Origin of the sequence: Thalassobacillus sp. CUG 92003, from assembly GCF_013618635.1 — a bacterium.
Classification (GTDB): domain Bacteria; phylum Bacillota; class Bacilli; order Bacillales; family Halobacillaceae; genus CUG-92003.
Map to the genome: position 1 here is coordinate 171,101 of NZ_JABLSJ010000004.1, position 14,586 is coordinate 185,686.

The window sequence follows — 14,586 nt, forward strand, 5'->3', positions numbered from 1 at the left end:
TCGTACATAAGCGAGGAAACTTCCCCGAACGCAAAAAGTGGAGGTTTTGGATGGAGGGATTAATAAACCTTCCTTAAAACAAAAAAATGCCGAACAATCAGGTGAATTGTTCGGCATTTTTTTGTTTTATCAGAATAGATCCCGCCTCATTCATTTGTCTGCCTTTACGATTATAAGTTGAATCGTTCAATTTGCTCCCACTGTTCCTCCGCTCGCATAATTCTGCTTTGTGTTGAACCAAACAGATCAAAATGAGGATAGCGCGGGTCGTGATGAATCCATTCAGGTTTTAATCCATACTTCGCTCCCCATTGTTTCAAAACAGGCAGCTGACTGCATCCCACTTTTGTTACAGTGTCACAGCCAGGAAACCGTTCATCCAGCCAAAAATGTGTCAGAAACGCAACCTCTCCCGACTTCACCCGTTTTTGCCAGTCACGTAATTCCGCACGTGTTATCCCAAAAGCCATTATACGTCTGCCTCCATCGCTTGCACATACGCATGATGCCAATCAGGATAGGCTCGTCTAATGGATACCGGACGGAAATTGGCTTTTTTTACAATCACATGTTTCGTACTCCCTGTCACAGTCGCTTCATCCTGTTCATTTAAAATGGCGTATCCATATGTGACACGCAAACCATCATAATCTTTTATCCATGTCTTCACCCGCACTTCTTCGCCATATCTGATCGGTTTGGCAAAATGAATATCAGCATCGACTACCGGGGAGACAATCCCCTGTGATTCTATTTCGTGATATTGGAAACCTAACGCTTCAATAAAAGCGGTGCGTCCTATTTCAAACCAAACGAGATAGTTTGCATGATAGACCACACCCATTTGATCTGTCTCTTGATAACGAACTTGTATCGGGGTTTCGGTCACCTTCATCTCATGTCTCCCTCCTGATCGCATCCCAGGCTAGAGCAAGATCATGTTTCGTTAATTCATTCAGATCTTCACCCTGCTCTTCCATAAGCCGTAACGCCTGGTACTGAACCGCTTCGTTTACTAAATTCGTGACGAAACGTCCATTTCCCGCTATCGCATTCATTTCAAATCGTTCGGTCAAAAATTGCTGGCTCTCCTCACCTAGCCAATAGCCATAACGTGTTGCATGCAGTTTGCTCATCTCAAGCAGCTCAGAGGCTGTATAATCCGGGAAATGGAGATACTTTTTAAATCGGGAACTTAAGCCCGGATTGCGGTTGATAAGCTCCTGCATTTTTTTCCGGTAGCCGGCAAGGATCACGACAAGATTCTCCTGGTGCTTCGACATTTCATCAACCAACGTTTCGATTGCTTCGATCCCGAAATCATCACGTCCTCCATTGTAAAGGGCGTACGCTTCATCAATAAAAAGCACACCGCCCAGTGCCTCACGGATTTTTTTCTTCGTTTTAATCGCAGTTTGTCCTGTATAGCCTGCCACCAGGTCACTTCTGGAAGCGATGATGAGGTGGCCGCGTTTCAGTAAGCCACAATCGTTCAAGATTCCGGCATATAAGGTGGCAACCGTTGATTTTCCTGTTCCGGGGTTACCTGAAAATACAGCATGGAGTTCGATGGGCATCACGGGGAGCCCTTTTGATTTTCGAGCCTGCTGAATCTCCACAAATGAAGACAGTTTTTTGACTTCTTCTTTAACATTGTGCAGACCGATCAAGTCATCCAATTGAGAGAGTGAAGAACCCTCTTTTTCAGAGGCAGGTTCGATCAAAAGATCATTCGGTTGGATTCGCATATGATCCAGCCAGTGTTTTGGCTCTCTGTCTGATTCTTTTGCTCCCTTGTTAAAAATCGTTTGCAGGATAATGTTTCGTACCGTTCGTGCATTCCCAAACGACTCATCAACGCGGAATTGGTCGATGATCTGCTCCAATTTCGCTAATGCCTGTGACGTAAAAAAATAATCATTTTCTAACGCGATATTCTCCGCAATATCAATAAGTTCGTCCATGCCATAATCAGGCAGCGTAATATGATTCTGTTCGGGAATCCGGCTTCTTAGACCCGGGTTAGACCAGAGAAATTGTCGCATTTCCTCTGGGTACCCTGCTAATATCACAGCGAATCTCCCTCCGAATTCTTGACTTGTCATAGCTGAAACGAGCGTGTCGATTACAGCCTGACCGAAGTCATTACCCGATTGGCCTTCACGTTTTAAACTATATGCTTCATCAATGAATAAAACGCCGCCGACTGCCTGTTTGATATAGTTCATCGTATTTTCTTCACTTTGTCCTACATAAGAACCGACAAGATGGGAACGATTCACTTCTACGACTTCTTTCGTCTGCAATATTCCGAGTTCATAATAAATGTTAGCCAGAAGCCGAGCAATCGTCGTTTTCCCCGTGCCAGGGTTACCCGAGATGATCATATGCAAGCCAGGTTCATTGACCATTGAAAACCCATAAGCCTTACGTTGCTGTTGATATTTCAAGAAATGATAATACCGTCTAATGTAAGCTTTTACGTCCGCTAACCCAATCATACGATCGAGTTCATCCAAAGGGCTGGTTCCGTTTTCATCAGTCAAGAAATGAGGCAATTGGTGATAGATACGTTCTTTAGCCTCTTTGAACTGGCGCAAAAGGTGGTTCACGTGTTTAACGGGTACGTTGATATACCCTTGCTCATTGGTATTCAGGGCTTCAAATAGCGTCTGTTGCAATTCATGGATGCTCGTCTCTACTTGTCGATAATGATCTGTATGGTCTTGTTCACTATCCCATGGCTCCGTATACGACCAATCTGTTTGCAACGCATTCACGCGCTCGAGGATAGTGTTTGCTTTCTTTTCTTTCTGAGTCTGATGATCAGTTTCATGCATGGTCCATTGCTCCATAGCTGCATCCTGCAAGGTATAAAAAGCGTGAAGCATGGTTCTGGCCGATTGCAATTCCTTGATTACACGAGGAGGATCGTCCAACTTTCGGCTCGTCTCCATTAATTCCTCAGCTATCGGATCATGTAGCACACGGCGCTTCATACGGTAATAGGCTAAGACCGCATATAGGCGTAATCGTTGTTCTTCGTGCAACTGGTCTTCGTGTTCATCTAAATAGCGAAGGGCATCAACTTCGTTCATTGGAGGTTTTTGGGCTAGTGTATCCCATTGCTTTAACGTGTTGATGCTATGCTCCATATATACCCTCCTTCTCTGTCTTCCCGCTTCATTTTATCATAGCCTCACCTCTCTTGTAGACGAATATGATCATAATAAAACCGCCTCTCGAGGTGAGAGACGGCTAAGTTTGAAGGTTATCGGTTGTCTTGATAATGAGCTTCTTCTTTGATTTCCTGGCGCATCCCCTTGATTGATTGTTCTCGTTTCTCATTCTTTTTGGCTATTTGCGCCTGCTCGTTTTCACTCGCAAGCCCATAACGATCATGGGATGCTTCTATATTTTCAATCGTATTCTGAACAGCTTGCTGGAGCCGGTCGACATTGTCAGAACGATCATCAGGTTTTGCTCGCCTCTGTTGGTCACTCATTATAAAAAAACCTCCTATTTTCCTTTTGTTTGGATGATAATTGGCTTTTCATCTGTACGGACGGCCATTTTCCTTCCTTTATTCGTGTGCACATTCCGTGATTGACTGCCAGGGAATTTAGGTTGGAAACCTTCTGGATGGCGTTTAGGATTACCCAAACTGATCAAGCCTCCTTTTGACTGATCATCTCTACTATTTGTAGAAAGACTCACATATATCCTTCCACAAAAAAAGCAAATCTTACTGGCAAAGGTAAGATTTGCTTTCTGTTAACTGATGTCTTTATTATGGCGGTTATCGATCCGGTCATCGATTTCTTCCATCAATTTCTGATCCTGCTCAATCTGTCTGATGTTATCTTGAACAAGCTGTTCAAACGAAGGGGTTTTCTTTTTCATAGGGAATTCTCTCCTTTTATCGAACAGAATTCCCAATTGTGCCAAATTTTATACTATTCCAGTTGGTTCATTTTTTCTTTCATGAATGCATAGGTCATGGGTCCACGGTGGTTTTCCAATTGAATGGTGCCGTCTGTCCCAATGAAATACGTAGTGGGATAAGCAATAATGTTATACATATTGGTCGCCTCAAGTTGAGGGTCAAATAAGACTCTGAATGAAAATCCTTCGGTCGCCAGATAATCTCTAGCATCGCCTTCCTGCAATTCATCGCCTGTGGCATTCACTGTTAACACGACGACTTCTTCCCCATAGTCCTGTTCAAATTTCTCAAGTTCCGGCATTTCTTCTCGGCATGGAGCGCACCAGCTGGCCCAGAAATTCAAAAATATCTTCTTGCCTTGAAAATCCGAAAGCTTTACGCGTTCCCCTTCTTTATTTTTAAGTTCAAAATCAGGCGCTTCTGACCCAACCTTTAGTGGTTCAGGCGCGTTTGGCGATTCCATGGCCGTGCCTTCCTGATTACCGTTATTGCCTGACTCTCCCCCTTTTCCTTTCTCACGCGAGCCGTCCATTAAGGTATAAGCCAGCATCACGAGTAAGATGAGAAACAAGGAGCCTGTTATAATTTTTTTCATCACCCCGAACACTTCCTTCGCAACACATATCTTCTCACTACAAGCTATGCCTCGAACACATGCTGTATGCTCGACTATAACTATCTTATGATGCCCGATTGGACTTGTAAAGGTAAATGGCTGAAGCAAAAGAAAAAGGGGTATTCTACCAATAAAATCCCGCATGAACGCATGCGGGATTCATTGGAACTTATTTCAATTTGTTGCGGAGAACCATTTGTAAAATGCCGCCATGACGATAGTAATCAATTTCCACATCACTATCAAAACGGGCAACGACATCGAACTCTTTTGTATTACCTTCTTCATCGGTCGCTGTTACGTTGACAAGATCATGCGGTTTGACGTTCTCATCAATTTTGACATCAAATGTTTCACGGCCCGTCAGACCTAACGATTCAATGGTGTCTTCTTTTTTAAATTGCAATGGAAGAACACCCATCATCACGAGGTTTGAACGGTGGATACGCTCAAAGCTCTCGGCAATGACCGTTTTAATACCTAAGAGATCCGTACCTTTAGCAGCCCAGTCACGGGAGCTTCCCATGCCGTAATCCTTACCGGCAATGACCATTAGCGGTGTTTCATCTTGCTGATATTTCATGGCCGCAGTATAAATCGGCATGACTTCCTCTGTCGGCCAATAGGTTGTAAAGCCGCCCTCTGTATCCGGTGCTAACTCATTGCGTATCCGGATGTTCGCAAACGTGCCGCGCATCATGACTTCATGATTTCCGCGACGAGAACCGTACGAGTTGAAGTTACGCGGGCTTACGCCTTTATCCTGGAGATATTCACCCGCCGGCATATCTTTCGGGATCGCACCTGCTGGTGATATATGGTCTGTCGTAACAGAATCGCCAAACTTACCAATTACCCGCATGCCTTCGAGTGATTCCACTTGTTTCGGCTCGCTGGACAGCCCTTCAAAGAATGGCGGATTCTGGATGTACGTGGATTCTTCATCCCAGTCATACAATGGCTCATCGGTCGTCTCAATTTCATTCCACTTCTCATTGGAATTAAAGACGGACTCATATTCTTTACGGAAGATTTCCGGTGTTACCACTCTGGCAATTTCCGCTTTGATTTCTTCCATCGTCGGCCAGATATCCTGGAAATAAACAGGTTCACCGTCAGCATCTGTACCCAATGCTTCTTTTGTCAAGTCCTTCTGCACTGTTCCCGCTAGAGCATAAGCGACAACGAGTGGTGGTGAAGCCAGGTAATTGGCTTTGACTAACGGATGGATGCGGCCTTCAAAGTTCCGGTTACCGGAAAGAACGGACGAAACGGTTAAATCCTCTTTGGCAATGCCTTCTTCGATTTCAGGTGCCAATGGCCCGGAGTTCCCGATACAGGTCGTACAGCCGTAGCCGACAAGGTTGAAACCGAGTTGCTCGAGATAATTCATTAATCCTGAGTCTTCTAAGTAGCGGGTAACGACTTTAGAACCGGGTGCGAGTGATGTTTTTACATATTCCGGTACTTCTAAGCCTTTCTCTACCGCTTTCTTAGCAACCAGGCCTGCTCCCAACATTACATGGGGATTGGAGGTATTCGTACAGGATGTGATAGCAGCTATCGCCACTGCACCGGTCTCCATCACAGACTTTTTACCGTTCGAATGTTTGATTTCGGCCTGCTTGTCGAACTCAGATTCCTGTAGTCCAAACCCTTGATTACCTGACGGGGCTGTGATCGCCTTCGTAAAGGAATCCTTCATTTGGGATAGAGGAATCAAATCTTGCGGACGTTTTGGTCCGGATAAGTTCGGCTCAAGCTCTGATAAGTCAATCTCAACCAGGTCCGTAAATTCAGGATCTTCTTGATCAGGCGTATACCATAGTTGGTTCGCTTTGCTGTAAGTCTCTACTAAGTCAATTTGTTCTTCGCTTCGTCCAGTTAGACGCATGTATTCAAGCGTTTCGTTATCAACTGGGAAAAAGCCGCACGTTGCGCCATACTCTGGTGCCATATTGGAAATAGTCGCTCGGTCGGCAAGTGGCATTTCCTGAAGCCCTGGCCCAAAGAACTCGACGAATTTACCGACGACTTGCTTTTCACGCAAGGTTTGCGTAACTTTAAGAGCCAGGTCAGTCGCTGTCGTGCCTTGCGGGAAGCTTCCATTAAGCTTGACCCCGATGACTTCCGGAGCAGGGAAGTATGATGGCTGACCAAGCATGCCGGCCTCTGCTTCGATTCCGCCGACACCCCAGCCAAGTATGCCAAGGCCATTGATCATCGTTGTATGAGAGTCCGTTCCCACCAACGTATCAGGATACGCTTCCAACTCGCCTTGCTCATCATCTTTTGCATGAACGACATTCGCAATATATTCCAGGTTCACCTGGTGGACGATTCCGGTTGCAGGCGGCACAGCACGATAGTTATCAAAGGCTTTCTGCGCCCAATGGAGAAATTCATAGCGTTCTTTGTTTCGATCAAATTCAAGCTCCATATTGACACGCAACGCATCAGGTGTCCCGTACTGATCAACTTGTACAGAGTGGTCAATTACGAGATCCACCGGCACCTCCGGGTTGATCTTTTCTGGACTGCCCCCTAAATCAACCATCGCTTTCCGTAAAGACGCCAGGTCAACGACGGCCGGCACTCCTGTAAAGTCCTGAAGGATGACGCGAGACGGTTTAAACGGCACATCTTCATCTTTTGATTCAGGTGTGCCCCATTTTGCTAGGCTTTCGACATGTTCATCTTTAATAACATGTCCATCATGCTGACGTAATAAAGATTCTAGCAGCACACGAATCGAAAAAGGAAGACGCGAAATCTTCCCATGCCCTGCTTCTTCTAATGCAGCAAGATCGTAGTAATTGTAGGATTTGCCGTTAAGGTCAAATTGTCTACGTGCATTGAAAGCAAAATTGTTTGCCATATTCCTTTACCCCCTCATTAAATTTGCATTAATGGCGAGCCTTATGTATCGGGCTTCCCCATTCCCCATTGCAGCATATGTTCAAAACATAACAAAAAAGCACAAAAATCTGCACTTTTCATTTTAATTGAAATCGAATTATAAGTAAAACGTTTCGAGTAATTTTTTATTCGCTATCCAGCCGCTATATAATCAAAAAATCCTCTATCCGGAAAAGAAACTAAGCAAGTCACCTCAAAATGTGTCCATTTTACAGGGACGCACTGGTATTAGAGGTATCACCTACAAAAAAACAACCAGGTGCTCATTACGCGCCCTGATTGTTTTTCATAATGGGAAGTTGAATCGAAAAAGTACTCCCTTGCTGTGAATTCTGAGAAATTTTAAGGTAGCCTCCCTGTTTTTGCAAGATTTGCTCAGAAATCATTAATCCCAATCCTGTCCCGTTCGGTTTAGTAGTAAAAAACGGCTCTAACACCCGGTCTTTGATTTCTGGCGGAATCCCAGGCCCTTCATCCATTACATCGACGTGCACCTTATCGCGGCCGTAATAGGCTAGAATGTTCACGTGTCCGCCGCCAGGCATGACCTCAATCGCATTTTTAATTAAATTCAATAAAACTTGCTTGAATTGCGACCGGTTAACATGGACTTCAATCATCTCTTCTACATGAACATGTAACTGGACATCATTCCGAGACGATTCTGTTTGCAGTAGCAGCACGACTTCCTCAATCATATCGCTGAGCGTTTCTAGATTCATTTGTTGAGAGACAGGTTTAGAAAAAGACAGTAATTCACCCGTCACATTTTCCATTTTTTCAATCTCTTCTTCCATAATACGGTAATACTGCTCTTTCGAGGAAATATTAGTCTGTAATAATTGCAAAAATCCTTTAATCGATGTCAGCGGATTCCTGATTTCATGGACAATTCCAGCCGCCAATTGCCCCGTATTAACCATTTGCTCAACTTTCAACAACTTGTCTTCATCTGAGATGGGTTTTGCTAACACCATAATGGCATAATCATGCCTGGATTTGTCATAATTCAATTTAATTTGAACGCGAGCCCGCCTATACCTCTTATTCGAACAAAGAAGGGCACAATCGGAAGTATGAGACAATTCGGGGGTATTGATCATGTGATGCTGAAGTTCGGTGAATCCAGTAGTTGATATAAAAAGTGAAGCTGATTGACCTATCATTTCATCTGGATCATAGCCTAGCGCTTCTTTGACTGAAGGTGATATATAGAGAATCTCACCTGACGCATCCAACAACGCCATAATGTCATTCGTATTTGCAACCACCCAGTCCAAAAAATAATCGGGCATAAAAGCCATACCGTCTGAGCCTTTATGGCTGGCGTTCTGATCATGGGGACGTTCATTCGCTTGATTGCTTTGACTCATAACTTCTGCCCTCCTACTGGCATCCTTTTCTAATACTATCCAACTTACAATAAACGAGCAAGCTATTTCTAGTATAAAAGTTGTACGTCCATTATTAAACCCAAAATGCTTACCATTGCAGACCTCGGTCTTGTGTTTCTCGGTCTCAAATCTTATAATTAATACAAGCCGTTACGCAATTACATCATTACGTTATTATCAAATCCTGTGTTTATTGATATATTCATATCTATGTTGAAATGGGTGATATTATGTCTGACTTATCAGTCGGATTTTCCTTGTTCCTTGTAGCCTGGATCGTTATCATGATCGGACTGATGGCCACAGGCGGTTTTTTCATGTTTCGCAAATTTCTTAAACGTCTGCCTAAAGAAGATGGAAACTCCATACTTGATTGGGAAGAATATTATGTAGAACAAACCCGCCATCTCTGGAGCGCTAGCCAAAGAAATTTATTAGAGGAACTGGTAGAGCCCGTGCCTGAATTATTCCGCGATATAGCCCGCCAAAAAATCGCAGGTAAAATAGGTGAATTGGCGCTCCAGAAACAAAAGAAAAGTATAACCGACGACATTCTGATTGAAGGTTATATCCGCGCAACGCCGAAGCGTGATCATAAATTTTTGATCAGAACCCTAGAAAAAAAAGATATCGATTTAACGCCTTATCAGCCTCTGTTAGACCAATAAAAATTCCTGCCCTATCGGCAGGAATTTTTATTGAATTTGTTTTTCTAGCTTCAGGTACTTCAAAAGCATGGCAATTCGCCACGTTCCGATCATCCCGAGAGCCAGCAGGAAAAACATTCCACTCGTTTCCCCTACGGAAACCGTTTGACCGATCATCAACTTTAAAATAATCCGAAAGACCAATAAGCCGGCTAAAATAAAAATAAATGCTTTTGAAGGAACCAAATAGATATCCCGACCTCGGATTTCGAAATTAGACGTCTTTATTAAAAAGACTGAAAAGATGACCCCCACGACCAACGCTTCAATAACTTGACTCCAGCTCACACGAAAAAAAGGAACGATAAACATAAACGCCCCTGTGCTCATAAATAACGGTGGGAGGAGAATTTTCTTAATGCTTGCGGGTTGTTTTGCTGCTCTAAGCCGGATGAAAATCATCCCTGTGGCCATAACTGCCGCAACACATGTACTTGCAATTAACCAGAACATAAAATTCACTCTTTTCTTGCGTCAATGCGTATTGAATTCGTTCGAGTAAGACCTGATCTTCCGGTTTATCCTCTATCATCTGCTATCGTAAGAATGATGGTCATCGTCACACCTATGACAGTTAAATAAACACCAAGGTCAAATAACAAAGCCGTTGCAAGCTCCGTTTTTCCGAGGATAGGGAGCTGGAAATATGCATAGGTTTGACTTAAAAAAGGCTGACCGAATACAAACGAGCCCACACCTGTCAAAACAGCAATCGCAAGCCCTAACGCAACGACAAACCGAAAATTGACAGGCAGGACTTTAGCCATCGCTTCAGAACCGTACGCCATATTCATGAGAATAATGGCTGCAGCGGTCATCAAACCGCCGATAAAACCGCCTCCCGGGTTATTATGACCGGAGAAAAATAAGTAGACGGAGAAACCAATTAGAATGAAAGCGATCAGTGATGTGGTTGTTCGTAAAATTATGTCATTCGTTCGAGTCATCTTCTTTCTCCTTACCTTCTCGAAAGTTATTTTCATCATAATATATTTCAGGATTAAAATCTATGCATCAGAAACCAGAAAATCCAAACAGACCTGCTAGATAGGAGGTCAATTTCGTCATCCAGTCAAAATACAAAGCGATTCCCATGCCAATCATAATGTAGCCGCCCACTTTAATGAAAGAAGTGCTATTACGCTTTATCCAATCCATTTTACCGACAAAAAAGGAGAGGATGAAAAACGGAACGGAAAAACCAAGCGCGTAGGCGATCATCATAATCATACCTAATTCAGGGCTTTCGGCCGCTAATAATAAAACAGCTCCGAGAATAGGTCCGGTGCAGGGCGTCCATCCCAACGAAAACGTTAACCCAATCAAGAAAGAGCCGAAATAACCAGCGGGACGGTTCTTAAAGCTGATTTTTCGATCTTTCATCAAAAATTTGAAATTGAATACACCGATGATCACCAATCCAAAAAAGATGATTAAAATAGCACCCAGCTGCCGAATGATATCCTGATGACCTAATAGAATTTCAGATAAAAACATACTCGAAAATCCCAGCATCACAAAGATAGCTGAAAAACCGAGCAGAAAGAGAGTTGTATGGACGAGACTCCTTCTCCTCAGCATCGCGTTATCTTCTTTAATCTCACTCACACTCATCCCCGTTATATAAGAAAGAAAGGCAGGGTACAGAGGTAAGACACATGGGGAGATAAACGATAAAAAGCCCGCGCCAAACGCAATGAAAACATTAATTTCTGACATATCGGCACTTCCCCTTTCAAAACCTTACATTTATACTACTTTATATGGCCGACCTCGTATTAATCCGACCCTTATTGTATCAGAGAGCCAGGCAAAATACGAAACCATAACATGACTATATCGTGACGATTTAAGTGGAACGCGTTTCAATTATATGCAGAAACGCTTAAAAACCTTCTTCCCAAACGGAAGAAGGTTTTGTAAACGTCATTTTGATTGCTGTTGATTGTTCATCGAACGCATCATTTGATTGATTTTCTTCTGTGAAGGTTTCTGCCCCATCTGCATCATGAGTGTCCGAAGCATTTGCTCGTTAATCGGCGGGTTCTTCTTCAAATAACTCATCATATATTTTCGGGCAATAAAAAAGCCTAATGCTGCCCCTGCGATCAGGGCAAGCACAGCTATTACAATGACCCATACTATGCTCATCAAGTCTTCCTCCTTCAAATTATCTCTCATACAGTATAGTAAAATGACCTTAATAATACAATAGCAACTTTACGAGAGCAATCGAACAATCGACTTTGGCGAAATCCAGCCAAAGTGGCTTCCTCCCTCTTCGATGACAAACAAATTTCCAGCCCGATACCGCAATGGTTCGAAAACCATCTTTTCTGCATCCCAATAAGATGGACATTGTACCACCCAATAACCTGACTGGGGTTCTATTATAGCATGGTTTTGCCTCTGTTTGTTCTCAAGCCGATAGACCTCTTCTACAGGGTCATAGCTTAAACAACGCCATGCGTCTTCTAGCATATCCAACCATCCAATAGGCAAATCATCAGTTATGTAATCAAACTGCTTGCGATAAATGCTTGAAGCTGGATTTTCCAAATACGCTTTAAAAAAACGATGGACCAAATCGGTTTTATAATAGTAACGGTCAAGAACGAAGGGTTTAACTGCAAATATGTAGAAAAGAGCCACACGAACGTCCTCCTTTTATAAAGGAGTATAGCTGTTTTCTAGCAAATAATATGTCATAATTTCGGGTATTTTCCTGCGTTGTTTGTCGAAACATAAAACAAAAAGACAGAGCCATTAAGCGAACCCGCTTAAATGGCTCTGTGGCATGATACCTATCTTTTGCCCCAAACAAGAGATTAATTCATGAGGTTCTCGGCATGTTTCACCACATTATCAACGGTAAACCCATACTTCTCAACGACCAGATCTCCTGCAGCGGATGCACCGAACGTATCGATGCCAAGTACGGAACCTTCTATTCCGACATAACGTTCCCAACCAAACGGAGAAGCCATTTCGATAGCCAGACGTTTGGTCACGGCTTTAGGCAGCACACTCTCCTGATAGTCTGAAGACTGCTGATTGAAACGATCCCAGGATGGCAAGCTTACGACGCTTACATCATAGCCTTTCTTCTTCAACTCGGCTTGTGCGCCTACAGCCAGCTGCACTTCAGAACCTGAAGCAATCAAGATACCATCAGGCGTGCCTTTATCTGCTGGACTTAAGACATAGCCGCCTTTTTTCACGCCTTCATACGATTTTTCGGCTGTGCCTTCTAATGTCGGCAAGCCTTGACGGGTCAACACGAGAGCCGTCGGTGTTGTGTTTGATTCTAATGCCAATCGCCATGCTGCACTCGTCTCATTTCCATCAGCCGGGCGGATGACAGATAAGTTAGGCATCGCGCGCAAGGATGGCAGCTGTTCGATAGGCTCATGAGTCGGTCCATCTTCCCCAACGGCAATTGAATCATGCGTAAACACATAATTGACCGGAAGATTCATGACAGCCGATAGCCTCAATGCCGGGCGTAAATAGTCACTGAAGACAAAGAATGTTCCGGCGTAAGCTTTCAGACCGCCATGGAGCACCATTCCGTTTAAGGCACATGCCATCGCGAATTCACGCACGCCAAACCAGATATTACGACCCGCGTAATTGTGACGGGAGAAATCGTCTTCGCCCTTCACCGTTGTTTTATTAGAGCCGGCCAAATCAGCGCTGCCTCCGAAGAAATAAGGTACTTTTTGCGATAACGCGTTGATTACTTCACCTGAAGCCGCGCGTGTAGCGAGTTTATCTTCACCAGCTTGATAGCTCGGCAATTCGTCTTTCCATCCTTGTGGAAGTTCACCATTAATCGCTTGTTCCAGTTCTTTTGCCAACTCAGGATAGTCTTCTTTGTACTGTTTGAACTGGCTGTTCCACTGTTCTTCTTTATCCTGTCCGTGGTGCTGAACTTTTTGTTTGAAGTCCTCATAAACTTCTTCCGGCACATGAAATGGTTCATGCTCCCATTTATAAAATTCTTTCGTTCTTCCGACTTCTTCATCGCCAAGTGGAGCTCCATGAGCATCAGCCTTACCGGATTTTGTCGGGGCACCGTAACCGATGACTGTTTTGACTTCAATCATGGTCGGCTGCTCGGTGTTCGCTTTTGCTTCTTCAATGGCTTTTCGAATTGTATCAGTGGCTGTCCCATCCTCGACGCGAATAACCTGCCAACCATACGCTTTGTAACGATCCTCTACGCTTTCACTGAAGGAGCGATTCAAATCGCCATCCAAAGAAATATCATTCGAGTCATAAAGCACGATTAATTTACCTAAGCCTAGATGACCTGCGAGTGAACCGGATTCCTGGGAAACGCCTTCCATCAAATCACCATCACCACAGATCGCATACGTATAATGGTCAATGATCGCATAATCGTCACGGTTGTATTTAGCTGCAAGATGACTTTCCGCCATCGCCATACCTGTCGCCATCCCAATGCCTTGTCCTAGAGGGCCGGTAGTCGCTTCGACTCCTTCTGTATGACCGAACTCAGGATGGCCCGGGGTTTTAGAGCCCCACTGACGAAATCCTTTCAAGTCATCTAACGTGACATTGTAACCCGATAAATGCAGCAAGCTGTATAGCAGCATTGACCCATGCCCTGCAGAGAGCACAAACCTATCACGATTGAACCAGTCAGGGTTCTTAGGATTGTGATCCATGAACTCTGTCCATAACGTGTAGGCCATCGGAGCAGAACCCATCGGCATCCCCGGGTGACCAGAGCTTGCATTTTCGACAGCATCAATTGTGAGTGTGCGAATCGTATTGATTGATAATTGTTCAAGATTGTTTTCCATTATTGTTTTATACCCCTTTCACACGATATATGTACCATGTATTATCCTATAATGAAAGTATCAACGTGACAAGCATTGTCTACTGATTCGTCGTTCTTTTATACTCATTTACCTTCCCCAGGTTTTCGGCAATTAAACAGAGGGTGCTGTTAAACGATGTCTGGATGATCAC

At 43.9% G+C, this 14,586-nt stretch carries 16 protein-coding genes; 1 reads left to right on the forward strand and 15 read right to left on the reverse strand.

Going from position 1 to position 14,586, the window contains the following annotated elements; all coding sequences use genetic code 11:
• Positions 1-170 precede the first annotated feature (170 nt).
• The 9 genes from HOP45_RS07680 to HOP45_RS07720 all read right to left on the reverse strand — a co-directional run bounded on the left by HOP45_RS07680 (position 171) and on the right by HOP45_RS07720 (position 8,854).
• Positions 171-470: a hypothetical protein gene (locus tag HOP45_RS07680; RefSeq protein WP_181348548.1), complete on the reverse strand. Its 300-nt coding sequence runs from the start codon at positions 468-470 to the stop codon at positions 171-173.
• On the reverse strand, positions 470-895 hold the full coding sequence (locus HOP45_RS07685) for an acyl-CoA thioesterase (RefSeq protein WP_181348550.1): 426 nt from the start codon (positions 893-895) through the stop codon (positions 470-472). Before HOP45_RS07685 ends, HOP45_RS07680 begins: the two co-directional genes overlap by 1 nt.
• Position 896: 1 nt before the next feature.
• On the reverse strand, positions 897-3,155 hold the full coding sequence (locus tag HOP45_RS07690) for an AAA family ATPase (protein WP_181348552.1): 2,259 nt from the start codon (positions 3,153-3,155) through the stop codon (positions 897-899).
• A 116-nt stretch (positions 3,156-3,271) separates the two neighbouring features.
• Entirely contained in the window at positions 3,272-3,505 is a 234-nt protein-coding gene (gene tlp / locus HOP45_RS07695; protein ID WP_181348554.1) for a small acid-soluble spore protein Tlp, read from the reverse strand.
• Positions 3,506-3,519: 14 nt separating this feature from the next.
• Positions 3,520-3,663, reverse strand: a complete 144-nt coding sequence (gene sspN, locus HOP45_RS07700; RefSeq protein WP_181348556.1) for a small acid-soluble spore protein N — start codon at positions 3,661-3,663, stop codon at positions 3,520-3,522.
• 111 nt (positions 3,664-3,774) lie between these two features.
• Positions 3,775-3,903, reverse strand: coding sequence for an FbpB family small basic protein (locus tag HOP45_RS07705; RefSeq protein ID WP_181348558.1), 129 nt, complete (start codon positions 3,901-3,903; stop codon positions 3,775-3,777).
• A 53-nt stretch (positions 3,904-3,956) separates the two neighbouring features.
• On the reverse strand, positions 3,957-4,541 hold the full coding sequence (locus tag HOP45_RS07710) for a TlpA family protein disulfide reductase (RefSeq protein WP_181348560.1): 585 nt from the start codon (positions 4,539-4,541) through the stop codon (positions 3,957-3,959).
• Between the two features lie 190 nt (positions 4,542-4,731).
• Positions 4,732-7,440, reverse strand: coding sequence for an aconitate hydratase AcnA (gene acnA, locus HOP45_RS07715; protein WP_181348561.1), 2,709 nt, complete (start codon positions 7,438-7,440; stop codon positions 4,732-4,734).
• Between the two features lie 307 nt (positions 7,441-7,747).
• A complete protein-coding gene (locus HOP45_RS07720; RefSeq protein ID WP_181348564.1) occupies positions 7,748-8,854 on the reverse strand; it encodes an ATP-binding protein in 1,107 nt (368 codons plus the stop codon).
• Positions 8,855-9,105: 251 nt separating this feature from the next.
• Here HOP45_RS07720 and HOP45_RS07725 point away from each other — a divergent pair, with 251 nt between their 5' ends.
• Positions 9,106-9,543: a DUF2621 domain-containing protein gene (locus tag HOP45_RS07725; RefSeq protein ID WP_181348566.1), complete on the forward strand. Its 438-nt coding sequence runs from the start codon at positions 9,106-9,108 to the stop codon at positions 9,541-9,543.
• A gap of 27 nt (positions 9,544-9,570) precedes the next feature.
• Here HOP45_RS07725 and HOP45_RS07730 read toward each other — a convergent pair whose 3' ends face one another.
• The 6 genes from HOP45_RS07730 to tkt all read right to left on the reverse strand — a co-directional run bounded on the left by HOP45_RS07730 (position 9,571) and on the right by tkt (position 14,414).
• On the reverse strand, positions 9,571-10,035 hold the full coding sequence (locus tag HOP45_RS07730) for a CcdC family protein (RefSeq protein ID WP_181348568.1): 465 nt from the start codon (positions 10,033-10,035) through the stop codon (positions 9,571-9,573).
• A 65-nt stretch (positions 10,036-10,100) separates the two neighbouring features.
• Complete coding sequence (locus HOP45_RS07735) at positions 10,101-10,529, reverse strand: Na(+)/H(+) antiporter subunit B (RefSeq protein ID WP_181348569.1); 429 nt, start codon at positions 10,527-10,529, stop codon at positions 10,101-10,103.
• A 67-nt stretch (positions 10,530-10,596) separates the two neighbouring features.
• Positions 10,597-11,301 carry a cytochrome c biogenesis CcdA family protein gene (locus HOP45_RS07740; RefSeq protein ID WP_181348571.1) on the reverse strand — a complete coding sequence of 235 codons (705 nt, stop codon included), beginning with the start codon at positions 11,299-11,301 and terminating at the stop codon, positions 10,597-10,599.
• Between the two features lie 207 nt (positions 11,302-11,508).
• A complete protein-coding gene (locus HOP45_RS07745) occupies positions 11,509-11,733 on the reverse strand; it encodes a YneF family protein (protein WP_181348573.1) in 225 nt (74 codons plus the stop codon).
• 69 nt (positions 11,734-11,802) lie between these two features.
• Positions 11,803-12,234, reverse strand: coding sequence for a sporulation inhibitor of replication protein SirA (gene sirA / locus HOP45_RS07750; RefSeq protein WP_181348574.1), 432 nt, complete (start codon positions 12,232-12,234; stop codon positions 11,803-11,805).
• A gap of 176 nt (positions 12,235-12,410) precedes the next feature.
• Complete coding sequence (tkt, locus tag HOP45_RS07755) at positions 12,411-14,414, reverse strand: transketolase (protein ID WP_181348576.1); 2,004 nt, start codon at positions 14,412-14,414, stop codon at positions 12,411-12,413.
• Positions 14,415-14,586: the final 172 nt, after the last annotated feature.

Coding starts and splice junctions, on each gene's coding strand:
- HOP45_RS07745 (WP_181348573.1), bottom strand. CDS start 11,733: ATGAGCATAGTATGGGTCATTGTAATAGCTGTGCTTGCCCTGATCGCA.
- HOP45_RS07725 (WP_181348566.1), top strand. CDS start 9,106: ATGTCTGACTTATCAGTCGGATTTTCCTTGTTCCTTGTAGCCTGGATC.
- HOP45_RS07740 (WP_181348571.1), bottom strand. CDS start 11,301: ATGTCAGAAATTAATGTTTTCATTGCGTTTGGCGCGGGCTTTTTATCG.
- acnA (WP_181348561.1), bottom strand. CDS start 7,440: ATGGCAAACAATTTTGCTTTCAATGCACGTAGACAATTTGACCTTAAC.
- HOP45_RS07705 (WP_181348558.1), bottom strand. CDS start 3,903: ATGAAAAAGAAAACCCCTTCGTTTGAACAGCTTGTTCAAGATAACATC.
- HOP45_RS07735 (WP_181348569.1), bottom strand. CDS start 10,529: ATGACTCGAACGAATGACATAATTTTACGAACAACCACATCACTGATC.
- HOP45_RS07680 (WP_181348548.1), bottom strand. CDS start 470: ATGGCTTTTGGGATAACACGTGCGGAATTACGTGACTGGCAAAAACGG.
- tkt (WP_181348576.1), bottom strand. CDS start 14,414: ATGGAAAACAATCTTGAACAATTATCAATCAATACGATTCGCACACTC.
- HOP45_RS07720 (WP_181348564.1), bottom strand. CDS start 8,854: ATGAGTCAAAGCAATCAAGCGAATGAACGTCCCCATGATCAGAACGCC.
- HOP45_RS07690 (WP_181348552.1), bottom strand. CDS start 3,155: ATGGAGCATAGCATCAACACGTTAAAGCAATGGGATACACTAGCCCAA.
- tlp (WP_181348554.1), bottom strand. CDS start 3,505: ATGAGTGACCAACAGAGGCGAGCAAAACCTGATGATCGTTCTGACAAT.
- HOP45_RS07685 (WP_181348550.1), bottom strand. CDS start 895: ATGAAGGTGACCGAAACCCCGATACAAGTTCGTTATCAAGAGACAGAT.
- HOP45_RS07710 (WP_181348560.1), bottom strand. CDS start 4,541: ATGAAAAAAATTATAACAGGCTCCTTGTTTCTCATCTTACTCGTGATG.
- HOP45_RS07730 (WP_181348568.1), bottom strand. CDS start 10,035: ATGTTCTGGTTAATTGCAAGTACATGTGTTGCGGCAGTTATGGCCACA.